Source organism: Streptomyces sp. NPDC047130 (genome assembly GCF_040643475.1).
In the GTDB taxonomy this organism is placed as follows: Bacteria; Actinomycetota; Actinomycetes; order Streptomycetales; family Streptomycetaceae; genus Streptomyces.
Genome location: NZ_JBEYUK010000014.1, coordinates 41,920 through 62,713, shown reverse-complemented (window position 1 = coordinate 62,713; position 20,794 = coordinate 41,920). Strand labels below are relative to the sequence as shown.

Genomic DNA, 20,794 nt, shown 5'->3' with positions numbered 1-20,794 from the left:
AGGCGGCGGGGTCAGGAGGCGAACAGCCGTCCGCTGCGGGCGGCGTGGGCCTCCGCCGCGATCTCCAGCAGCGGCGCGGAGGCGGCCGGCAGGGCGTCCGGCCCCTCGGCCAGCGCCTCCCGGGCCGCCCGCAGGGCGCTGGAGGCGATCCGGTCGGTCTCCGGGGCGAGCCGCGCGAGCACCCCGGTCGCGTCGAACGGGTCCAGGCTCAGCAGCCGGACCGTCGCGGTGGCGGGACCGCCGACGCTCTCGTACGCGGCGCAGTACGCGGCGTCCAGCGGTTCCAGTCCGGCCGCCCCGGCGACGACGCCGAGCACCACCGGCTGGTGCGCGCCTCGGGGGAACGCCTCTGCCAGCGCGTCGAGTTCGGGGCAGGGCCAGGTCGCCCGGGCGGCCCGCAGCAGTTGCCGTCCGGTCCGCCGGGCGACGGCGCGCAGGGCCGGGGACGGGGTGCGGGCCTCGGCGGCGGAGTCCAGCTCCCGCGGGTCCAGGCCGAGTGCCGCCGCCGCGGCGAGCGCGGCGGCGACCAGCCCGGCTGTGTGCAGCCGGCCCCGGCAGAACGCCTCCAGGGAGGCGGCGTCGGTGATCCGGCCGGCGTGGACCGCCGCCTCCGCACCGCCGGAGTGCGCGTGCCCTCCCGCGGGGAAACGGCCGTCGGCCAGCAGCAGGAGTGCGGCGCGGTTCATGGTCGGCACCGCTCTCAGAAGAGGAAGTAGCGCTGGGCCATGGGCAGTTCGGCGGCCGGTGTCGCCTCGACCAGTTCGCCGTCGATGTGCACGGCGAAGCTGTCGGGGTCGATCCGGACGTCCGGCCGCGCGTCGTTCTCCCGCATGTCGGCCTTGGTGACGCCGCGGGTCGACGTGATGGCCGCCCACCGTTTGCCGAGGCCGAGCCGCTCGGGCAGGCCGTCCTCGAGCGCCTCCGGGGCGACGAAGTTGACCGAGTTGGCGGCCGGGGCGCGCCCGATCGCCCCGTACATCGGGCGGGGCAGCACCGGCTGCGGGGTGGGGATGGACGCGTTGGCGTCGCCCATCTGCGCGTAGGCGATCTGCCCGCCCTTGAGCACCAGGTGGGGCTTGACGCCGAAGAACGCCGGTTCCCAGAGCACCAGATCGGCCAGCTTGCCGCTCTCCACGGAGCCGATCTCCGCCGCGAGTCCCTGCGCCAGGGCCGGGTTGATCGTGTACTTGGCGACGTAGCGGCGGGCCCGCAGGTTGTCCGCGCGCCCGTCGCCGGGCAGGGCGCCGCGGCGCCGCTTCATCACGTGGGCGGTCTGCCAGGTCCGCAGGATCACCTCGCCGACCCGGCCCATGGCCTGGGAGTCGGAGGAGATGATCGAGATGGCCCCGAGGTCGTGCAGGATGTCCTCGGCGCCGATGGTGGAGGGCCGGATCCGGGACTCGGCGAAGGCGAGGTCCTCGGGGACGGCCGCATTGAGGTGGTGGCAGACCATCAGCATGTCGAGGTGTTCCTCGGCGGTGTTGACGGTGTACGGCCGCGTCGGGTTGGTGGAGCTGGGGAGCACGTTGGGGTGGGAGACCACGGTCATGATGTCCGGCGCGTGCCCGCCGCCCGCGCCCTCGGTGTGGTAGGCGTGGATGCCCCGTCCGGCGATCGCGGCGAGGGTGTCGCCGACGAAACCGGCCTCGTTGAGGGTGTCGGTGTGGATGGCGACCTGGACGCCGGTGCGGTCGGCGGCGGTGAGCGCGGCGTCGATGGCGGCCGGGGTGGAACCCCAGTCCTCGTGCAGTTTGAGGCCGACGGCGCCGCCGCGGATCTGGGAGAGCAGCGCCTCCTGGGAGACGGTGTTGCCCTTGCCCAGCAGCCCGATGTTGAGCGGGTAGGCCTCCATCGCCTCGAACATCCGGGCCAGGTGCCAGGGCCCGGGGGTGACGGTGGTGGCCTTGGAGCCCTCGGCCGGACCGGTGCCGCCGCCGACCAGCGTGGTGACGCCGGAGGCCAGCGCCTCGTCGGCGATCTGCGGGCAGATGAAGTGGACGTGCGCGTCGACGGCTCCGGCGGTGAGGATCCTGCCGTTGCCCGCGATGATCTCGGTCTCGGGTCCGATCACCAGGTCGGGGTGGACGCCGTCCATGGTGTCGGGGTTGCCGGCCTTGCCGATGCCGGTGATCCGGCCGTCGCGGACGCCGACGTCGGCCTTGACGATCCCCCAGTGGTCGACGATCACCGCTCCGGTGATGACGGTGTCGGGGGCGCCTTCGGCGCGGGTGGCCCGGGACTGGCCCATGGACTCGCGGATCACCTTGCCGCCGCCGAAGACGGCCTCGTCGCCGGCCAGGCCGGGGCCGCCGGAGCGGTCCTCCTCGATCTCGACCAGCAGGTCGGTGTCGGCGAGCCGGATGCGGTCGCCGGTGGTGGGGCCGAAGAGGTCGGCGTACTCGGCGCGGGAAAGGTCAGGCATCGAGCGGGCCTCCGGTCTCCTGGCGCAGGCCCGGCACCACACGGCGTCCGGCCAGCGGGACGAGTTCCACCTCGACCGGAATGCCGGGCTCGAACCGCACGGCGGTGCCCGCGGCGATGTGCAGTCGCCGCCCGCGCGCGGCGGGGCGGTCGAACTCCAGGCCCGGGTTGGCCTCGGCGAAGTGGTAGTGGGAGCCGACCTGCACGGGGCGGTCGGCGGCGTTCAGCACGGTGATCCGGGTGACCTCGCGGCCCTCGTTGACGACCACGGGCGTCTCGTCGAAAAGGATCTCTCCGGGAATCATGGGCGGCGTCCCTTTTCGTCAGACGATCGGGTCGTGGACGGTGACCAGCTTGGTGCCGTCCGGGAAGGTGGCCTCGACCTGGACGTCGTGGATCATCTCGGGGACGCCTTCCATGACGTCCTCCCTGCTCAGGACGGTGCGGCCGGAGCGCATCAGCTCGGCCACCGTGCGGCCGTCACGGGCGCCCTCGAGGAGGTGGGAGGCGATCAGGGCGACGGCCTCGGGGTGATTGAGCCTCAGCCCGCGCGCCCGGCGCCGTTCGGCGACGTCCGCCGCCACATGGATCAGCAGTTTCTCCTGCTCGTGCGGGGTCAGCTGCACGATTTCCACCCCCACCTTCGGCGCCCGACGGAGCACCAGAGGCTAGTGGCGGCTGATTTCGGGGGCGTTAACGGGACCGGGGCGGGCGGGCTCGCGTCCCGTACGCGGCGGCGCGTGCCCCTCCCGCCCCGGGGCGTGGCCCCGCCGCCACCCGGGTGCGCCCCGGGTAAACGGACCAGACGACGTACCGTCGTTCGGCGTAGGCGCTCGTCCGTCCTCGGGACGTGCCGATTTGCCCCCGGCGCGCGGACACCCGGCGCGCTCCGGGGCTCCCGCGCTGGTGAGCGGCTCGCGGCGGGTACTTACCGAGGGATACACGACACTTTGTCCACTCGAACGGCGCAATGGTGACGTATTCCACAACACGCGGTTTACGGATGATCCCGGGACGCGACTGCGTGAAGATCCTCCCGACGACAAGCCCCCGCCACCGCGGCGGGGCGGCCCGGGCGGACGCCGAATCCTGCCGCCGGCCGGGCGACGGGTCGACAGGAGTGGATCGGCAGGAGTGGAGGACCCGAGCACGACGGGCCGCCGGAGAGGGTTCCGCGCGGTCCTTGGGGTGAAGCCGCCGCACGGCGGCCGGGCTACTTCGCGGCCCGAATCCGACAGGTCATCCTTCACAGGCGGCTGTCGAAGGGTTGTGCATGTCCGTGCTCAATCGCGTCCCGTCCCTGATGACCCGGGCCACGACGGCCTCGGTCCTGACCTTCGCCGCGTTCGGAGGCGGCATCGCGGTGCCCGGTCTCTCGTCCGAGGCGCAGGCGGCCACCGCGGGCTCCAAGGCCCTGAAGGTGGCGGCGTCCAAGAAGGGAGCCCCCTACCGTTACGGCGCCACCGGTCCGAGCGCCTTCGACTGCTCGGGCCTGACCCTCTACTCGTTCAAGAAGGCGGGCAAGACCCTGCCGCGCACGGCGGCCCAGCAGTACAACCGCACCAACCGTGTCTCCGCCTCGAAGCGCAGGCCCGGCGACCTGGTGTTCTTCCACTCGGGCTCCCGGGTGTACCACGTGGGCATCTACGCCGGCTCGGGGAAGCTGTGGCACGCGCCCAAGAGCGGCGACGTGGTCCGGCTGCAGAAGATCTGGACGAGGAGCGTCTGGTACGGCCGGGTGCGCTGACCCGCCGTAACGCACGCCCCGGTGCCGGCGGCCCGTCCGCCGGCACCGGGGCGGTTCTCCGTCTCCGCCGGGCGGTTTTCCGTCGCCGCCGGGCGGTTTTCCGTCGTCGCGCACCCCTTGCCGGGCCGTCGTACGGGTACTCGTGACGGGGTCACGGCCCTCATCCGCGGGCCGCTTTGCCCGTCCTTTACCCTGGGGGTGTCACCGATCACGGTGATCATGGCTCTCTTTCGAAAGGTGTGTGAGCGTCCGCCCATGGGCGAGCCTCCCAGTAGCAGCCTTCCTGACGTTTCTTCCGCACTTCCCGGCCGTGGGGAGGCGACCCGGTGACCGAGGTCCTCCTCCTGCTGTTGGCAGTCCTGCTCTCGCTGGCCTGCGGTGCCTTCGTGGCGGCGGAATTCTCCTTGACCACCGTGGAACGCGCCGACCTCGAGCGCGCCGCGCAGAACGGCGACCGGGGCGCGGCGAGCGCCCTGAAGGCCGTCCGTGGTCTGACCTTCCAGCTCTCCGGTGCGCAGCTCGGCATCACCGTCACCAACCTGGTGGTCGGCATGCTCGCCGAGCCGTCGATCGCCCGGCTGATCTCGGGCCCGCTCGGCGCCCTCGGCCTCTCCCGGTCCGCCGCGAGCTCGGTGGCCCTGGTGCTGGGCACGGCACTGTCGACGGTCTTCCTGATGGTCGTCGGCGAGCTGGTCCCGAAGAACTGGGCGATCTCCGCCCCGCTGTCCGTGGCCCGCAAGGTGGCCACGCCCCAGCGCCTGTTCAGCGCGGTCTTCGGCCCCTTCATCACCCATCTCAACAACACCGCCAACCGGGTGGTGCGGCGGATGGGCCTGGAGCCCGCCGAGGAGCTGGCCTCCGCGCGCGGCCCGCAGGAGCTGGCGGCTCTCGCCCGGCACTCCGCGAAGCAGGGCGCGCTGGAGGCCGACACCGCGGAGCTGTTCGTCCGCACGCTGAACCTGGCGGAGCTGACCGCCGAGAACGTTATGACCCCGCGCGTCCAGGTGGTCGCCCTGGAGGCCCAGGCGACCTGCGAGGACGTGGCCAACGCGACGCGCGCCACCGGCCTGTCCCGCTATCCGGTGTACCGGGGGAACCTGGACCGGGTGGTCGGCACGGTGCACATCAAGGACGTGCTGGCGCTGCCCGCCGAGCGGCGCGCCAAGGTGCACGTCTCGGAGCTGCTGCGCGAGCCGCTGCTGGTGCCGGAGTCGCTGACCGTGGAGCGGCTGCTCGACCGGCTGTCCGGCGGCCGCACCATGGCCGTGGTGATCGACGAGTACGGCGGCACCGCGGGCGTGGTGACGCTGGAGGACATCGTCGAGGAGGTCGTGGGCGAGGTCCACGACGAGCACGACCCGTACCAGACCCCCGACCTGGCCCCGGCCGGCACCGACCCCGACGGCCGCGCGGTCTACGACGCCGACGGCGCCGCCCGCACCGACCAGCTCGCCCGGATCGGCATGCGGGTCCCGGACGGCCCCTACGAGACGCTGGCCGGCGTGGTCGCGACCTCGCTCGGCCGGATACCGGTCCTCGGGGACGTCGTGGAGGTCGCCGGGTGGCGCGTGGAGGTGCTGGACGCGTCCGGCCACCGTGCCGCCCGCGTGCTGCTGACCGCACCGCCGGCCGACACCGCCGACGTCGACGCCGAGAAGGGACAGGGAGCGACCCGATGACCGCCGTACAACTGCTGATCGGTCTGCTGACCCTGGTCCTGAACGCCTTCTTCGTCGGCGCCGAGTTCGCCCTGATCTCGGTCCGGCGCAGCCAGATCGAGCCGCACGCCGAGGAGGGCGACCGCCGCGCCGGCCGGGTGCTGTGGGGGCTGGAGCACGTCTCGGCCCTGATGGCCGCCGCCCAGCTCGGCATCACCCTGTCGACGCTGGTGCTGGGCGTGGTGGCCGAGCCGGCCATCGCGCACCTGCTGGAGCCGCTGTTCCACGCGATGGGCATGCCCTCCGGCGCGGGTCACGCGGTCTCGTTCGTGATCGCGCTGAGCCTGGCGACCTATCTGCACATGCTGCTCGGCGAGATGGTGCCCAAGAACGTCGCGCTGGCCGAGCCGGTGCGCACGGCGCTGCTGCTCGGACCTCCGCTGGTGGCGATCGCCAAGGCGCTGCGCCCGGTGATCTTCACGATCAACGCCTTCGCCAACACCCTGCTGAAGCTGCTCAAGGTGGAGCCGAAGGACGAGGTCACGGCCTCCTTCTCGGACGCCGAGCTGGCCCAGATGGTGAAGGACTCCGGGGAGGCCGGTCTGATCGACGAGCGGGCCCGGGAGCGTCTGAACGACGCGCTGGAGCTGGGCCGCCGCCCGGTGGGCGAGGTCCTGCTGCCGCTGGAGAAGGTCCGCTACGTCAGCCTGGGCGTCACCCCCGCCGAGCTGGAGGCGCTCTCCGCGGAGACCGGCTTCTCCCGCTTCCCGGTGGTGGACGACGAGCGGCGGATCATCGGCTACCTGCACGTCAAGGACGCCCTCGACGCGATGCCGCGCGACCTGCCGTTCCGGGTGCAGACCATGCGGCCCATCGCCCGGGTGCGGGAGAACACCCCGCTGGACGACGTGCTGACCGCCCTGCGCGGCAGCCGGACCCACCTGGCCGCGGTGCTCGGCTCCGACGGGCGGCTGACGGGTCTGGTCACCATGGAGGACGTGCTGCGCGAGCTGTTCGGCCAGCCGACGGCCTGATCCCGCCGTGCCGCGAGGGCCGGGCCCCCCGAGGGGGCCCGGCCCTCGCCGTGTCCGGGGGCGACCGACTGGGCGGTATGTGACGGCGATACGATCGGTCGCGCCATGCAGACGAATCCCGCACCCACGTACTCCAGCCTCGTCGCCCTGGGCGATTCCTTCACCGAGGGCATGTCCGACCGGCTTCCCGACGGCACCTACCGCGGCTGGGCGGACCTCCTCGCGGCCCGGATGGCCGCCCGCGCCCCCGGTTTCCGGTACGCCAACCTGGCGATCCGCGGCAAGCTGATCGGCCAGATCCTCGACGAGCAGGTGGACGTCGCCGCGGCGATGGGCGCCGACGTCATCACGCTGGTCGGCGGACTCAACGACGCGATGCGCCCGAACTGCGACATGGGGCGGGTGACGGGGCTGCTGGAGGAGGCCGTCGAGCGGCTGGCGCCGGCCTGCAAGCAGCTGGTGCTGATGCGCAGCCCCGGGCGGCGCGGGCCCGTGATGGAGCGGTTCCGGCCGCGCATGGAGGCGCTGTTCGAGACGCTGGACGTGCTGGCGTCGCGGCACGGGGCGGTGCTGATCGACCTCTACGGGGCGCCGGCGCTGGCCGATCCCCGGGTGTGGGACGTGGACCGCATCCACCTCGCCCCCGAGGGGCACCGGCGGGTCGCCGAGGCGGTCTGGCAGGGCCTCGGGTACGAGCCGGAGGACCAGGGGTGGCACATCCCGATGGCGGCCACTCCCCCGGAGCCCTGGCTGCGCCGCCGGGTCGCCGACGCCCGGTTCGCCCGGGTCCACCTGCTGCCGTGGATCGCCCGCCGCCTCACCGGCCGCTCCTCCGGCGACGGCCTGCTGCCCAAGCGCGCGGACCTGCTGCCCTACGAGTGACGCGGGGACGGGCCGGGACGGCGCGCGGGGCTCGCGCGCCGTCCCGACGGCCCGGAGCCTGGCGACCCGGCGGCCTGGCGCCCCGGTGGCCCGGCAGCCCGGCAGCCCGGCAGCCCGGCAGCCCCGCGGGAGGCGGCGCCACGGGCCCTGTAGGTTCCGACGAACGGGGCCGCGGCGTGGACCTGCAGGAACGAACAGTAGAATCCGGTTACGTGACTTCTCCCGCCAAGCCCCGCATTCCGAACGTCCTCGCCGGACGCTACGCCTCCGCCGAGCTCGCCACGCTCTGGTCCCCCGAGGAGAAGGTGAAGCTCGAGCGCCGGCTCTGGCTCGCCGTGCTCCGCGCCCAGAAGGACCTCGGGATCGAGGTGCCGGACGCCGCGCTCGCCGACTACGAGCGGGTGCTCGACCAGGTCGACCTGGCCTCCGTCGCCGAGCGCGAGAAGGTCACCCGGCACGACGTGAAGGCGCGCATCGAGGAGTTCAACGCCCTCGCCGGCCACGAGCAGGTCCACAAGGGCATGACCTCCCGCGACCTGACCGAGAACGTCGAGCAGCTCCAGATCCGCCTCTCCCTCGAACTGGTCCGCGACCGGGTCGTCGCGGTGCTGGCCCGCCTCGGCCGCCTGTCCGCCGAGTACGGCGAGCTGGTGATGGCCGGACGTTCCCACAACGTGGCGGCCCAGGCCACCACCCTCGGCAAGCGCTTCGCCACCGCCACCGACGAGCTGCTGGTGGCCCACGCCCGCCTGGAGGAGCTGCTCGGCCGCTACCCGCTGCGCGGCATCAAGGGCCCGGTCGGCACCTCCCAGGACATGCTGGACCTGCTCGGCGGCGACGCCGGGAAGCTGGCCGAGCTCGAGGACCGGATCGCCGGCCACCTCGGCTTCGGCCAGGCCTTCACCTCGGTCGGCCAGGTCTACCCGCGCTCGCTGGACTACGAGGTCGTCACCACCCTCGTTCAGCTCGCGGCGGCCCCGTCCTCGCTGGCGAAGACGATCCGCCTGATGGCGGGCCACGAGCTGGTCACCGAGGGCTTCAAGCCGGGCCAGGTCGGTTCCTCCGCGATGCCGCACAAGATGAACACCCGCTCCTGCGAGCGCGTGAACGGCCTGATGGTGATCCTGCGCGGCTACGCCTCGATGACCGGCGAGCTGGCGGGCGACCAGTGGAACGAGGGCGACGTCTCCTGCTCCGTGGTCCGCCGGGTCGCGCTGCCGGACGCCTTCTTCGCGCTGGACGGCCTGCTGGAGACCTTCCTGACCGTGCTCGACGAGTTCGGCGCCTTCCCGGCCGTGATCGCCCGCGAGCTGGACCGCTACCTTCCGTTCCTGGCCACCACCAAGGTGCTGATGGCCTCGGTGCGCGCCGGTGTGGGCCGCGAGGAGGCGCACGAGGCGATCAAGGAGAACGCCGTCGCCTGTGCCCTCGCCATGCGCGAGCAGGGCGCCGGACGCAACGAGCTGCTGGACCGGCTCGCCGCCGACGGCCGCATTCCGCTGGACCGTGCGGCGCTGGACGAGCTGATGGCGGACAAGCTGTCGTTCACCGGCGCGGCCGCCGACCAGGTCGGGGTGGTGGTGGCCCGGGTCGAGGAGATCGTCAAGCGGTACCCGCAGGCCGCGGCGTACGCCCCCGGCGCCATCCTCTGACCGGGCGGCCGATCGCACCATGAGCCCCCGCTTCACCCGCGAGGAACTCGAGGCCGCCCGCGACCGCATCGTGCCCGATGTGGTCGCGGGCGGCCTGCGGGTGCTGTTCTGCGGCATCAACCCGGGCCTGATGACGGCCGCCACCGGCCACCACTTCGCCCGCCCCGGCAACCGCTTCTGGCCGGTGCTGCACCTGTCCGGCTTCACGCCGCGGCGCCTCGACCCGTCGGAGCAGCGCGCGTTGCTGTCGTTCGGGCTCGGCATCACCAACGTGGTCGAGCGGGCGACGGCCCGTGCCGACGAGCTGACCGCGGAGGAGTACCTGGAGGGCGGCCGGATCCTGGAGGCCAAGACGGAGCTGCTGCGACCGCGCTGGCTGGCCGTCCTGGGCGTCACCGCCTACCGGGCCGCCTTCGGCGACCGCAAGGCGGCCGTGGGTCCCCAGGAACGCGTCATGGGCGGCGGCACCCGGGTGTGGGTGCTGCCCAACCCGAGCGGCCTCAACGCCCACTGGACGGCGGCGACCATGGCCGAGGAGTACGCACGGCTCCGCGAGGCCGCGGAGGACTGACCGACCGCCGCGGGGCCCGCTACGGCGGGTCGTGACGGGTGACCACGGCGAGCAGCGAGAACGGGTGCTCCCGGTCGGGATGGGAGACCCCGAGGGCTATCCACCGCCCCCGGGCCCGCCACAGGTGCACGTCCGGCAGGTCCTGGCAGAGCCACCCCCAGGGATCGGGTATCCCGTCCCCCTCCATGGAGCGGAGGAAGGCGCCGAACAGCCCCACCCGCTGCGGCTCGCCCCAGCGCGCCGTCAGCCTCTGGGCCAGCGCCTCACGCTCGCACTCGAACTGGTCGGCCGTCTCCTCCTCGGGCGCCCGGTCCTCCCAGAGGTCCTCGCTGCGGCGGAGTTCGGCCACCCGCCATCCCGGGCCGGACCACTCCGGCCCGGTCAGGCGGCCGGCGGCCCCCGGGCCCTCCTCCGGCAGCTCCAGACCGCACAGCCGTTCCACCACGGCGAGATGACGTGCGATGCTCATGCGTTCCAGTAAACCCGGCACCACCGACAACTGCCGTGCCGTCAGTTCCGCGAACCCCGGCCCGGTCCTCGCCGGAGGGGCGAACGCCGAGTAACATCCGGCCAACATCCGCAGAGAGCTGGGAGGACGGACCAGTGGGACGCCTGACCGGCGGTGACCCCTCGCTGCTGCGGCGGATCAACTCCGCCGTGGTGCTGCACGCGCTGCGCGCGGTCGACTGCGCGACACTGACCGAGATCACCCGCGTCACCGGCCTGTCCCGGCCCACCGTGGAGGGCGTGGTCGACGGGCTGATCCAGGCGGGCCTGGTGACCGAGGCCCCCGCGGACGAGGGCGCGACGCGCCGTCAGGGCCGGCCGGCCCGCCGCTTCCGGTTCCGCGCCGAGACGGGGCACCTGCTGGGGCTGGAGATCGGCGCCCACCGGGTGACCGCGCTCCTCTCCGACCTCGACGGGCGGGTCCTGGACAGCCTCACCAAGGAGGTCGAGGAGACCGCCACCGCGGACGACCGCATCGAACGCATGCGGACCGGCGTGGCCGAACTGCTGCGCCGCGCGGGGGTGTCGCGGGGCTCGCTGTGGGCGGTGGGCGTCGGCACCCCCGGCATCGTCGAGGCCGACGGCACGGTCCGGCTGGGCACGGCGCTGCCCGAGTGGACCGGCCTGCCGCTCGGCGAGCGGCTCAGCCGCTCCTTCAAGTGCCCGGTCCTGGTGGAGAACGACGCCAACGCGGCGGCGGTGGCCGAACACTGGAAGGGCGCGGCCACCGAGTCGGACGACATGGTCTTCGTGCTGGCCGGCCTCAGCCCCGGCGCGGGCTCGCTCATCGGCGGGCGGCTGCACCGCGGCTTCGGCGGCGCGGCCGGGGAGATCGGCGCCCTCCACCTGCTGGGCCGCGAGGAGACCCCGGAGAGCCTGCTGTCCACCGAGGACGAGCCGCTGCGCCCGCTGGACGAGCAGGCGGTGGCCCAGGTCTTCCAGCAGGCCAGGGACGGCGACGCCCGGGCACGGGCCGCCGTGGAGCGCTTCATCCAGCGGCTGGTGCACGACGTGGCCGCCCTGGTGCTGGCGCTCGACCCCGAACTGGTGGTGGTCGGCGGCTGGGCGGCCGGACTCGACGACGTCCTGGAACCGCTCCGACAGGAGCTCGCCCGCTACTGCCTGCGCACCCCGAGGGTCACCCTCTCCGTCCTCGGCGAGGCGGCCGTCGCCACCGGCGCGCTGCGGCTCGCCCTGGACCACGTGGAGGAGCAGCTGTTCGCCGTGGACAGCACGGTGACCGCCCGCCGGTGACGTCCCGTCACCCGCGCCGCGCCACCCGCGCCGACGGCGCCTCCCTGCCCGCGCCGCGCCACCCTCGGGGCCGGGCGCCGCTGCCGGGGTGACACGGCGGGAGCCCGCCCGCGAGGCCGTCGCCACCGCGGCACCGGCCCCGCGCAGCTCGCCGCGGGAGCGCTCCCGCGACGGGGCGGCGGGGTCCGGTCGCGCGGTCAGCAGGCGCGTCGTTGCGTCTCGTGGACGATCCGCACGTCGCCCGAGGCGCCGAAGGTGAGCCGGCAGGTGTCCGCGCGGTAGGTCGCCACCGAGACCGCGGCCGTCCGCCCCTCGGCGAAGAACCGCGTGGTGACCACCAGCACCGGCGCTCCGGGCAGCCGGTCGAGGTCCTTGGCGTCCTCGGCGCGCGCCGTGCCGAGTTCCACGGCACGGTCCTGGCCCTCGAGCGTCAGGCGCTGCAGCTCGCGCAGGACCGCCCGGGCGCGGGCCGGGCCCGCGGGCGCGTCGATGGCGGTGAGCTCGGGCAACGACGCGGCCGGCACGTAGAGGAGTTCGGCGGCCACGATCTGGCCGTGCGCGGTCAGCGAACGCCGCAGCGTGTGCACCCGCTCGTCCGCGGCGATGTCCAACGTGTCCGCGACGGCGGCGGGCGCTGCGGCCTGCGCGCAGTCCAGCGGCTGCCAGGCGTCGCCCGGGGCGCCCGGCCACAGCGGCCGCTCGGTCTCCACGGCCACCCCGACCCGCGGCGGGGCGACGGTGGTGCCCACACCGCGGCGGCGCTGCAGCCGTCCTTCCAGTTCGAGCTGTTCCAGAGCCTGCCGGAGCGTCGCCCTGGCGACGCCGAAGCGGGCGGCGAGTTCACGCTCGTTGGGCAGTACCTCGCCCACCTCGAACTCGGAGTCCAGTGCCTGGCTCAGCACCGTCCTCAAATGCCAGTACTTCGGCTCCGACACCGATTCCAGCTGCGTGGTCCCCACCCTGTCCTCCACGGTGCTGCGTGGCCGGCGACGCTTTAGACGCCCTTGTTTATTAAAGGTTGTTGAACTTTCCTGCGACCATAGGACGCCCCCCAGACCTGGTCAAGACCAATCCTGGAACCGGAGGAGGAATCGGGCAGGGAACACCACACAGCGTTCACACGGTGTTCGCGCTCGAAGGCATCCGGACGCCTTCGGTCAACCGTGCGTCTCGACGAGGCGGCGCAGCTTGTCCGGGTTGCGCACCAGGTACACCCGCCCGACCAGGCCGTCGACGACCTCGACCTGCACCAGGGTCTCCGGCCGGCCGTCCTCCAGGATCAGGTGGGCGGGCGCGCCGTTGACCTCGACCGGACGGAGGGACCACGCCCCGGCCGCGTGCGACCTGATGCCGCGGAAGAAGCGCGCGACCTTCTCGGCGGTGAACAGCTCGCGCAGCGGGGCCTTGGCCCTGCCTCCGGAGTCGGCGACCAGCCGGACGTCGGGCGCCAGGACGCGGAGCAGCCCGTCCAGGTCGCCGCCCGCGGCCGCGGCGAGGAACCGCTCGGTGAGGTCCCTGCGTTCCCCGGGCTCGGCCCGGTAGCGGGGCCGCCCCTCCTCGACGTGACGGCGGGCCCGGACGGCCATCCGGCGCACGGCGTCCTCACCGCGGTCGAGCATGGCGGCGATCTCCGCGTACGGGAACGCGAACGCCTCGCGCAGCACGAAGACGGCGCGCTCCAGCGGCGACAGGGTCTCCAGCACCACCAGCACGGCGAAGGAGACGGTGTCCGCGAGTTCCGCACGCCGCGCGGCGTCGGCGGGCGGCGCGCCGAGCGTGCCGGGCGCCCCGTCCGTGCCCGGGCCGGTGGGCCAGGGCTCCGGCAGCCAGGGGCCCACGTAGGACTCCTGGCGCGCCTTGACCTGCCGCAGCCGGTCGAGGGCGAGCCGGGTGACCACGCGGGTCAGGTAGGCGCGCGGCTCCCGCACCACCGACCGGTCGGTGCCCGCCCACCGCAGCCAGGCGTCCTGCACCACGTCCTCGGCGTCCGCGACCCGGCCCAGCATCCGGTAGGCGACGCCGGTCAGCAGCGCGCGGTGGGACTCGAACTCTGCGGCGGCGGCCTCGGCGGCGGAGTCGGTGGTCACCGTGCCATCCCATCCCGAACGGCCCGTGGTGTCCAGGCACTTTCCGCGCGGCGGGGGCACGTGCGACCGCCCGGCCCTCCCCTATCCGCGGACGGCCTTTGCTGACAAGCTGTCAACGGCCGTCGGCCTCCCCATCCGTTCCGTATCCGTACGAGGAGCCCATGACCGACACCGTCTCCTTCGACGTCCCGTCCCCGCACGGCCCCCGGACCGTGACCGTCTCGTACCGGCGGGAGGGCTCCGGCGAGCCGCTCCTGCTGCTGCACGGGATCGGGCACCACCTCCAGGCCTGGGACCCGGTGAGCCGCATTCTGGCCGCGGACCGGGAGGTGATCGCCGTGGACCTCCCCGGCTTCGGGGCCTCGCCGGCGCTGCCGGAGGGGCTGGAGTACGACCTGCCGACCGTCACGACGGTGCTGGGCGCCCTGTGCGCCGCGCTGGGCGTCGAGCGGCCGCATGTGGCGGGCAACTCGCTGGGCGGCCTGCTCGCCCTGGAGATGGGCCGCCGCGGGCAGGTCCGCACGGTGACCGCGCTCTCCCCGGGCGGCTTCTGGTCGCCGGGCGAGTGGCGCTACGCCGCGTCGGTGCTGCGGGTGATGCGTGAGGGCGCCCTGCGGCTGCCGGTGCCGGTCGTGCGGCAGCTGGCCCGGTCCGCCGCCGGGCGGGCGGCGCTGACCGGGACGATTTACGCGCGGCCGGGACGCCGGCGCCCGGAGGACGTGGTCGCCGAGACGCTGGCGCTGAAACACGCCCCGGGGTTCGAGCGGACCCTGCGGGCGGGCGCCGGGCTGACCTTCGCCGAGGACCTGCCCGGCGTTCCGGTGACGGTGGCCTGGGGGGACAAGGACCGGCTGCTGCTGCCCCGCCAGGGCGTGCGGGCCAAGCGGACCATTCCGCGCGCCCGCCTGATACGCCTGCGCGGCTGCGGTCACGTGCCAATGAACGACGACCCGGCCCTGGTCGCGCGGGTGCTGCGGGACGGCAGCGGCGGGGGCTCCGGGCGCTGAGCCCGCCGGGCGGGTGACGGCGGAGCGCGTTGTTCACCCGGGGTTCGCCTGCGGGCCGTGCGGCGGGAGTAGGTCTGGCTGCGCACACCGGCCGGCCCGTCCCGGCCGGTGTCCCTTCTCCCGTCGGTTTCCCGTTCCCGGAGGCGCAGTCATGTCCGACCACCCGTCCGTCCCGGCACGCCGCAGTGTGCTGCGGGGTTCCCTCGCCGCCTCGGCGGCCCTGGCCCTGCCCGTGGGAGTGGGTTCCGCCGCCCCGGCGTTCGCGCTTTCGGGGCGTCCCCGTGCGGCGTGGGGCGTCCAGGCCGGTGACGTGACCGCCGACTCGGGCCTGGTCTGGGTCCGTTCGGACCGCCCGGCCCGGATGGTCGTCGAGGTGTCGCCCACCGAGTCGTTCCGCAGGGTCCGCCGGGTGCCGGGACCGCTGCTGGGCGGGGACACCGACTTCACCGGCACGACCCGGCTGCGCGGTCTGCCGCCCGGTGAGCAGGTCCACTACCGGGTGCTGCTGGCCGACCCGGACGACCCGCGCCGCACCGGCGAACCGGTCACCGGCACCTTCCGGACCGCTCCCGCCCGCCGCCGGCAGGGCCTGCGCTTCCTGTGGTCGGGCGACCTCGCGGGGCAGGGCTGGGGCATCAACCCGGACCTGGGCGGTTACCGCATCTACGACGCGATGGCCCGGCTGGACCCGGACTTCTTCCTGCTCAGCGGCGACAGCGTCTACGCCGACGGTCCCATCGCGGCCACCGCCGCGCTGCCCGACGGCCGGGTGTACCGGAACGTCGTGACCGAGGAGAAGAGCAAGGTCGCCGAGACCCTCGCGGAGTTCCGGGGCAACTTCCGCTACAACCTGCTCGACGAGAACCTGCGCCGCTTCAACGCGCGGGTGCCCACGATCGTGCAGTGGGACGACCACGAGGTCCGCAACAACTGGTACCCGGGCCAGATCATCGCCGACACGGACGTCCGGTACACCGAGAAGCGCGTCGACGTGCTGGTCGAGCGGGCCCGCCGGGCGGTGAGCGAGTACTACCCGGTCTCCACGCTGACCCCGGGCCGGCGTGAGGGCCGGATGTACCGGGTGGTGCGGCACGGCCCGCTGCTGGACGTGTTCGTGCTGGACATGCGCACCTACCGCAACGCCAACTCCTCCGGCACCGGGACCGTCGACCCGCAGGGCATCCTGGGGCGCGAGCAACTGGAGTGGCTGAAGCGGGAGCTGGCGCGTTCCAACGCGGTGTGGAAGGTGATCGCCGCGGACATGCCGCTGGGCCTGGTGGTCCCGGACACCACCGAGGGGCGGCGGAACGTCGAGGCGGTGGCCCAGGGCGACCCGGGGGCGCCGCTGGGACGGGAACTGCAGATCGCGGAGCTGCTGCGGTTCGTCAAGCACCGCCGGATCACCGGCACGGTGTGGCTGACCGCCGACGTCCACCACACCTCAGCACAGCACTACCAGCCGTCGCGGGCGGCGTTCACCGACTTCGAACCGTTCTGGGAGTTCGTCTCCGGCCCGCTCAACGCGGGGGCCTTCCCGGCGAGCGCGCTGGACGGCACCTTCGGTCCGGAGCGGGTGTTCGTGAAGGCGCCCACCGCCTCCAACGTCTCGCCGGCCGAGGGCTACCAGTTCTTCGGCGAGGTGGAGATCGACGGTGGCAGCGGCGAGATGACGGTGCGGCTGCGGGAGCAGGACGGGGCGGTGCTGTTCACCAAGGTCCTCCGGCCGGGGCTGGTCGGTCAGTAGCCCGGTGGACCTGGCCGCCCTCGTCCTCTCCGGCGCCGTGCGGCCCACCCGTCTCGCGGACGCGCTGCGCACCGCGGCGAACGGCGGCGCCCACCGCACCGTGTGGTCGGTGCTGCGGGCGCTGCTGCCGCCGCTGCCGGCGGCACCGGAACCGGTCGCCGCCCGGGCCCTGGGCGACCTGGTCGCCCTGGCCGCGGAGTGCGCGGAACGGACCGGGGCGCCGGACGCCGTCGCGGGGCTGGACGAGGTCGCCGACCGGCGCGGATCGTCCCGGCTGGTGACCCAGGCCCGCCGCCTGCGCACGGCCCTGCGGGCCGCGGGTTCCCGTCCGGGAGGATCCGTCGTGTGAGATCCCCCATAGCGGACAGAAGACCGCTTAACCGGACGGTCACAAAGCGTTTGTGATCACGCAACACCGTTCCTTCACGGTGGAGACATGCATCGAGACTTCTCCACCGTGAAGCGTGTGAACGACGAACGACCGGCCCCCTCCTGGTTCCGCCTGACCCCGAGCGGCTTCCGCGCGTGGTGGACAGGCCGCCACGAACCCTCGCCCCCGGCAGGTGATACCGATACCGGCGCCGGGCCGTCGTCCCCCGCGGGGCGGCGGACCGGGCAGGCCGGTGCGGACCCGCTGGGGCTCGACCTGCCCGCCGTGCTGTGGCGGATGCGCGCCACGGTGCGCGACGAGCCCGGCTCGCTGGCCGCGCTCTGCGACCGCCTGGCCCGTCTCGGCGTCGACATCGTGAGCCTGCAGACCCATCCGCTGGCCGACGGCGTCGTGGACGAGTTCCTGCTCCGCGCGCCCGCCGGGACCACCGCCGCGGAGCTGACCTCGGAGGTCGAGCTGGCGGGCGGCTGGGACGTCTGGACGGAGCGCGGCGACGCCCACGACCTGGTGGACGCCCCGACACGGGCCGTCGCCCTGGCCACCCGGACCGCGCTGGACCCCTCCGAACTCCCGTTGGCGCTGCGGCAGTTGCTGGGGCGCTGCGCCATCCGTCAGGTCCCGGCCCGGCCGGGGGACGCCTCCGTGGCGGGACCGGACGGGACCGCGGAACTCGACGAGGAGACCGGCACCAGGATGCGGCTGCGCGCCCCGGACGGAGGCGCGATCACCGTGGAGCGCCCGTACCTGCCGTTCACCCCTGCCGAGCTCGCCCGGGCCCGCGCCCTGGTGGAGCTCGACAGCCGGCTGGGACCGCGGCTGCCGCTCTCGGAGGACCTGCTGACGGTTCCGGGCGCGGGTCACTTCACGGTCCGCCGCGCCGACCCGCGGGACCTGGAGGCGGCCAAGGCGCTGCACGCGCGCTGCTCGACGCAGACGCTGCGCCGCCGGTACCACGGCCCGGTGGGCGACGCCGACCGCTACCTGCGCCACCTGCTGAGCCCCAACTTCGGCCGCACGCTGGTCGTGGAGACCGGACAGGGCCAGGTGGTGGGTCTCGGCCACCTCCTGTGGGACGGCGACGAGACCGAGGTCGCGCTGCTGGTCGAGGACGCCTGGCAGCGGCGCGGCATCGGCGGCGAGCTGCTGTACCGCCTGGTGCGGATGGCGGCCGAGGCCGGGTGCGAGGCGGTCTACGCGGTGACCCAGGCCTCCAACACCGGGATGCTCGCGGCGATGCGCGGTCTCGACCTGCCGCTGGAGTACCAGGTCGAGGAGGGCACGCTGGTGATCACGGCCCGGGTGGAGCCCGTGCGGCCGGTCACGCCCGCGCCGAGCCGGCTCGGCGAGTAGCGGCCCCGGGAGCCCGTGAGGGCGGTGACGTGACGTATTCCCGCCACTGTCACCGCCCGAGGCTCCGGCACTGCTGACGGCGGCCCCGTTCCTGGGCAAGGATGGGGCCATGTCAGACATCACCAACCCGCTGCCCCGGCAGGTCGCCGACGCCTACGTCGACGACCTGATCGCCCTCGACCCGATCACCGGCACCTACCTCGGCGTCCGGGAGAGCTCGAGCAGGCTGCCCGACACCTCCCCGGCCGGCCAGGAGGCCCTCGCCGAACTGCAGCGGGCCACCCTGGCCCGGCTCGCCGAGGCCGAGCGCCGTCCCGGAGCGGACACCGGCATCGAGCGGCGCTGCGCCCGCCTGCTGCGGGAGCGCCTGACCGCCGAACTCGCCGTCCACGACGCCCAGGAGGGCCTGCGGGCGGTCAGCAACATCCACAGCCCGGTCCACTCGGTCCGCGAGGTGTTCACCGTGACCCCGGCGGACACCGAGGAGGACTGGGCGGCGATCGCGGAGCGGCTGCGCGCGGTGCCCGCCGCGCTCGCCGGGTACCGGGAGTCGCTGGCGCTGGGCCTGGAGCGGAAGCTGTACGGCGGACCCCGGCCCTGCGCCGTGTTCGTCGAGCAGCTCGCCGAGTGGGCGGACCCGCACGGCACCGGCCGCGGCTGGTTCGAGGACTTCGCGGCCGACGGTCCGGAGAAGCTGCGCGGGGAGCTGGACGAGGCGGCCCGCGGCGCGACCGCGGCGCTGGTGGAGCTGCGGGACTGGATGCGCGACGTGTACGCCCCGGCCGTGGCGGGCGCCCCGGACACCGTGGGCCGTGAGCGCTACGCCCGGTGGGCCCGCTACTACAACGGCACCGACCTGGACCTCGACGAGGCGTACGCCTACGGGTGGGCCGAGTACCACCGCATCCTGGCGGAGATGCGGACGGAGGCGGAGCGCATCCTGCCGGGTGCGGCCACGCCGTGGGTGGCGCTGGCCCACCTGGACGAGCACGGCCGGCACATCGAGGGCGTCGACGAGGTCCGGGACTGGCTGCAGGGCCTGATGGACCGCGCGGTGCGGGAGCTGGACGGCACCCACTTCGACCTGGCGGAGCCGGTGAGGCGGGTGGAGTCCTGCATCGCCCCGCCCGGGAGCGCCGCCGCGCCGTACTACACCAACCCGTCGGAGGACTTCTCCCGTCCGGGCCGGACCTGGCTGCCCACCATGGGGCTGACCCGGTTCCCGGTCTACGACCTGGTCTCCACCTGGTACCACGAGGGCGTGCCGGGCCACCACCTGCAGCTCGCGCAGTGGACCTACGTGGCCAAGGACCTGTCCCGCTACCAGGCCGCGGTGGGCGGCGTCAGCGCCAACCTGGAGGGCTGGGCGCTGTACGCGGAGCGGCTGATGGACGAGCTGGGCTACCTGCGGGACGCGGAGGAGCGGCTCGGCTACCTGGACGCGCAGATGATGCGCGCCGCTCGGGTCATCGTCGACATCGGCATGCACCTGGAGCTGGAGATCCCCGCGGACTCCCCCTACCGTCCGGGCGAGCGGTGGACGCCGGAGCTGGCCGAGGAGTTCTTCGGCGCGCACAGCAGCCGGCCGGCGGACTTCGTGGCGAGTGAGATGACCCGCTACCTGTCGATGCCGGGCCAGGCCATCGGGTACAAGCTCGGTGAGCGGGCCTGGCTGCTGGGCCGGGAGAAGGCGCGGGAGCGGCACGGCGACGCCTTCGACCTGAAGGCCTGGCACATGGCCGCCCTCTCGCAGGGCTCCCTGGGCCTGGACGACCTGGTGGACGAGCTGTCCCAGCTGTGACCGGGCCGTCGCCGGGCGGCGGTGACCGGGGCTGTCCCGGTCGGGCCGCCGGGCGGCGGTGTCAGCAGCCGCAGTCGGCGCCGGTGACGGGGGCGGTGAGCGGGTCGGTCTCCCGCCGCTCACCGCCCTCGGGGCCGCCGTCGCTCTCGTAGGCGAAGCCCTCGCGCACCCAGTACTCGAAGCCGCCCAGCATCTCCTTGACCGGGTACCCGAGCCGGGCGAGGGCCAGGGCGGCCCGGGCGGCCCCGTTGCAGCCGGGGCCCCAGCAGTAGGTGACGACCGGCACGGCCGGGTCCAGCAGCCGGGCGGCCAGCCCGGGGATCTGCGCGGTCGGCAGGTGCAGGGCCCCGGGCACGTGGCCCTGGTTCCACGCCTCGGTGGAGCGCGTGTCGAGCAGCACGAAGCCGGGGTCGCCGTCCTGTCCGGCCTCGGCGAACGCGGCGGCCACGTCGGCGACGTCGGCGTGGAAGGCGAGGCCGGCCGCGAAGTACGTGGCGGCCTCCTCGGGCGCGGCGGGCGGCACGCGCAGCACGGGGTTGGCGGGTGCGGACGCGGTGGCGGGCGCCGGTGCGGTGGCGGGCGCGGTGGCGGCGGTGGCGGGCGCGGGCGCCGTAGCGGTGGCGGTGGGAGCGTGGGTGGCGGTGGGAGCGTGGGTGGCGGTCATGGATCGGGCCTCCGGTCGGGCGCT

20 protein-coding genes and 1 riboswitch are annotated in these 20,794 nt (G+C 74.2%); of the genes, 12 read left to right on the top strand and 8 right to left on the bottom strand.

The window, feature by feature from the left end; genetic code table 11:
- Positions 1–11: 11 nt before the first annotated feature.
- From ABZ836_RS18395 to ABZ836_RS18380, 4 genes are read right to left on the bottom strand one after another with little or no spacing between them, the layout of a single operon-like run.
- Positions 12–686: an urease accessory UreF family protein gene (locus ABZ836_RS18395; protein ID WP_361143403.1), complete on the bottom strand. Its 675-nt coding sequence runs from the start codon at positions 684–686 to the stop codon at positions 12–14.
- 14 nt (positions 687–700) lie between these two features.
- Positions 701–2,422, bottom strand: coding sequence for an urease subunit alpha (locus tag ABZ836_RS18390; protein WP_361143400.1), 1,722 nt, complete (start codon positions 2,420–2,422; stop codon positions 701–703).
- Complete coding sequence (locus ABZ836_RS18385) at positions 2,415–2,726, bottom strand: urease subunit beta (protein ID WP_356134691.1); 312 nt, start codon at positions 2,724–2,726, stop codon at positions 2,415–2,417. Before ABZ836_RS18385 ends, ABZ836_RS18390 begins: the two co-directional genes overlap by 8 nt.
- Positions 2,727–2,744: 18 nt before the next feature.
- Complete coding sequence (locus tag ABZ836_RS18380) at positions 2,745–3,047, bottom strand: urease subunit gamma (protein WP_356134866.1); 303 nt, start codon at positions 3,045–3,047, stop codon at positions 2,745–2,747.
- Between the two features lie 444 nt (positions 3,048–3,491).
- A riboswitch (cyclic di-AMP (ydaO/yuaA leader) is annotated at positions 3,492–3,692 on the top strand.
- A 2-nt stretch (positions 3,693–3,694) separates the two neighbouring features.
- On the opposite strand from ABZ836_RS18380, the gene ABZ836_RS18375 reads away from it, so the two are divergent.
- The 6 genes from ABZ836_RS18375 (at position 3,695) to mug (ending at position 9,965) form a co-directional block, all read left to right on the top strand.
- On the top strand, positions 3,695–4,168 hold the full coding sequence (locus ABZ836_RS18375) for a C40 family peptidase (RefSeq protein WP_356134690.1): 474 nt from the start codon (positions 3,695–3,697) through the stop codon (positions 4,166–4,168).
- A 326-nt stretch (positions 4,169–4,494) separates the two neighbouring features.
- Positions 4,495–5,847 (top strand): hemolysin family protein, encoded by a 1,353-nt coding sequence (locus ABZ836_RS18370; RefSeq protein WP_356134688.1) that lies wholly within the window; start codon positions 4,495–4,497, stop codon positions 5,845–5,847.
- A complete protein-coding gene (locus ABZ836_RS18365; protein WP_361143395.1) occupies positions 5,844–6,860 on the top strand; it encodes a hemolysin family protein in 1,017 nt (338 codons plus the stop codon). Before ABZ836_RS18370 ends, ABZ836_RS18365 begins: the two co-directional genes overlap by 4 nt.
- A 105-nt stretch (positions 6,861–6,965) precedes the next feature.
- Complete coding sequence (locus tag ABZ836_RS18360) at positions 6,966–7,742, top strand: SGNH/GDSL hydrolase family protein (RefSeq protein WP_356134684.1); 777 nt, start codon at positions 6,966–6,968, stop codon at positions 7,740–7,742.
- Between the two features lie 212 nt (positions 7,743–7,954).
- On the top strand, positions 7,955–9,394 hold the full coding sequence (gene purB / locus ABZ836_RS18355; protein ID WP_356134682.1) for an adenylosuccinate lyase: 1,440 nt from the start codon (positions 7,955–7,957) through the stop codon (positions 9,392–9,394).
- Positions 9,395–9,413: 19 nt separating this feature from the next.
- Positions 9,414–9,965 carry a G/U mismatch-specific DNA glycosylase gene (gene mug / locus ABZ836_RS18350; protein ID WP_361143391.1) on the top strand — a complete coding sequence of 184 codons (552 nt, stop codon included), beginning with the start codon at positions 9,414–9,416 and terminating at the stop codon, positions 9,963–9,965.
- Positions 9,966–9,984: 19 nt separating this feature from the next.
- Here the strand turns inward: mug and ABZ836_RS18345 are convergent, their stop codons facing one another.
- Positions 9,985–10,434, bottom strand: coding sequence for a hypothetical protein (locus tag ABZ836_RS18345; protein ID WP_356134678.1), 450 nt, complete (start codon positions 10,432–10,434; stop codon positions 9,985–9,987).
- A 134-nt stretch (positions 10,435–10,568) separates the two neighbouring features.
- On the opposite strand from ABZ836_RS18345, the gene ABZ836_RS18340 reads away from it, so the two are divergent.
- Positions 10,569–11,726: an ROK family transcriptional regulator gene (locus ABZ836_RS18340; RefSeq protein ID WP_356134676.1), complete on the top strand. Its 1,158-nt coding sequence runs from the start codon at positions 10,569–10,571 to the stop codon at positions 11,724–11,726.
- A gap of 197 nt (positions 11,727–11,923) precedes the next feature.
- Here the strand turns inward: ABZ836_RS18340 and ABZ836_RS18335 are convergent, their stop codons facing one another.
- Together ABZ836_RS18335 and sigJ are read right to left on the bottom strand one after the other, a co-directional pair.
- Complete coding sequence (locus ABZ836_RS18335; RefSeq protein ID WP_361143387.1) at positions 11,924–12,685, bottom strand: GntR family transcriptional regulator; 762 nt, start codon at positions 12,683–12,685, stop codon at positions 11,924–11,926.
- 198 nt (positions 12,686–12,883) lie between these two features.
- Complete coding sequence (gene sigJ, locus ABZ836_RS18330) at positions 12,884–13,813, bottom strand: RNA polymerase sigma factor SigJ (RefSeq protein WP_356134672.1); 930 nt, start codon at positions 13,811–13,813, stop codon at positions 12,884–12,886.
- Positions 13,814–13,974: 161 nt separating this feature from the next.
- On the opposite strand from sigJ, the gene ABZ836_RS18325 reads away from it, so the two are divergent.
- The 5 genes from ABZ836_RS18325 to ABZ836_RS18305 all read left to right on the top strand — a co-directional run bounded on the left by ABZ836_RS18325 (position 13,975) and on the right by ABZ836_RS18305 (position 20,106).
- A complete protein-coding gene (locus ABZ836_RS18325) occupies positions 13,975–14,820 on the top strand; it encodes an alpha/beta hydrolase (RefSeq protein ID WP_361143384.1) in 846 nt (281 codons plus the stop codon).
- Between the two features lie 151 nt (positions 14,821–14,971).
- Complete coding sequence (locus ABZ836_RS18320) at positions 14,972–16,564, top strand: alkaline phosphatase D family protein (RefSeq protein WP_361143381.1); 1,593 nt, start codon at positions 14,972–14,974, stop codon at positions 16,562–16,564.
- Between the two features lie 4 nt (positions 16,565–16,568).
- On the top strand, positions 16,569–16,913 hold the full coding sequence (locus ABZ836_RS18315; RefSeq protein ID WP_361143378.1) for a hypothetical protein: 345 nt from the start codon (positions 16,569–16,571) through the stop codon (positions 16,911–16,913).
- A 108-nt stretch (positions 16,914–17,021) separates the two neighbouring features.
- Entirely contained in the window at positions 17,022–18,305 is a 1,284-nt protein-coding gene (locus tag ABZ836_RS18310) for a GNAT family N-acetyltransferase (RefSeq protein WP_361143559.1), read from the top strand.
- A gap of 109 nt (positions 18,306–18,414) precedes the next feature.
- Positions 18,415–20,106 (top strand): DUF885 domain-containing protein, encoded by a 1,692-nt coding sequence (locus ABZ836_RS18305; protein ID WP_356134664.1) that lies wholly within the window; start codon positions 18,415–18,417, stop codon positions 20,104–20,106.
- Between the two features lie 61 nt (positions 20,107–20,167).
- On the opposite strand, the gene ABZ836_RS18300 is transcribed toward ABZ836_RS18305, so the two are convergent.
- Positions 20,168–20,770: a rhodanese-like domain-containing protein gene (locus ABZ836_RS18300; protein WP_361143375.1), complete on the bottom strand. Its 603-nt coding sequence runs from the start codon at positions 20,768–20,770 to the stop codon at positions 20,168–20,170.
- Positions 20,771–20,794 lie beyond the last annotated feature (24 nt).

What these genes read in the sequence shown, in the direction of transcription:
- ABZ836_RS18395 (WP_361143403.1), bottom strand. Translation starts at nt 686, where the DNA reads ATGAACCGCGCCGCACTCCTGCTGCTGGCCGACGGCCGTTTCCCCGCG.
- ABZ836_RS18390 (WP_361143400.1), bottom strand. Translation starts at nt 2,422, where the DNA reads ATGCCTGACCTTTCCCGCGCCGAGTACGCCGACCTCTTCGGCCCCACC.
- ABZ836_RS18385 (WP_356134691.1), bottom strand. Translation starts at nt 2,726, where the DNA reads ATGATTCCCGGAGAGATCCTTTTCGACGAGACGCCCGTGGTCGTCAAC.
- ABZ836_RS18375 (WP_356134690.1), top strand. Translation starts at nt 3,695, where the DNA reads ATGTCCGTGCTCAATCGCGTCCCGTCCCTGATGACCCGGGCCACGACG.
- ABZ836_RS18365 (WP_361143395.1), top strand. Translation starts at nt 5,844, where the DNA reads ATGACCGCCGTACAACTGCTGATCGGTCTGCTGACCCTGGTCCTGAAC.
- ABZ836_RS18360 (WP_356134684.1), top strand. Translation starts at nt 6,966, where the DNA reads ATGCAGACGAATCCCGCACCCACGTACTCCAGCCTCGTCGCCCTGGGC.
- mug (WP_361143391.1), top strand. Translation starts at nt 9,414, where the DNA reads ATGAGCCCCCGCTTCACCCGCGAGGAACTCGAGGCCGCCCGCGACCGC.
- ABZ836_RS18345 (WP_356134678.1), bottom strand. Translation starts at nt 10,434, where the DNA reads ATGAGCATCGCACGTCATCTCGCCGTGGTGGAACGGCTGTGCGGTCTG.
- ABZ836_RS18325 (WP_361143384.1), top strand. Translation starts at nt 13,975, where the DNA reads ATGACCGACACCGTCTCCTTCGACGTCCCGTCCCCGCACGGCCCCCGG.
- ABZ836_RS18320 (WP_361143381.1), top strand. Translation starts at nt 14,972, where the DNA reads ATGTCCGACCACCCGTCCGTCCCGGCACGCCGCAGTGTGCTGCGGGGT.
- ABZ836_RS18305 (WP_356134664.1), top strand. Translation starts at nt 18,415, where the DNA reads ATGTCAGACATCACCAACCCGCTGCCCCGGCAGGTCGCCGACGCCTAC.
- ABZ836_RS18300 (WP_361143375.1), bottom strand. Translation starts at nt 20,770, where the DNA reads ATGACCGCCACCCACGCTCCCACCGCCACCCACGCTCCCACCGCCACC.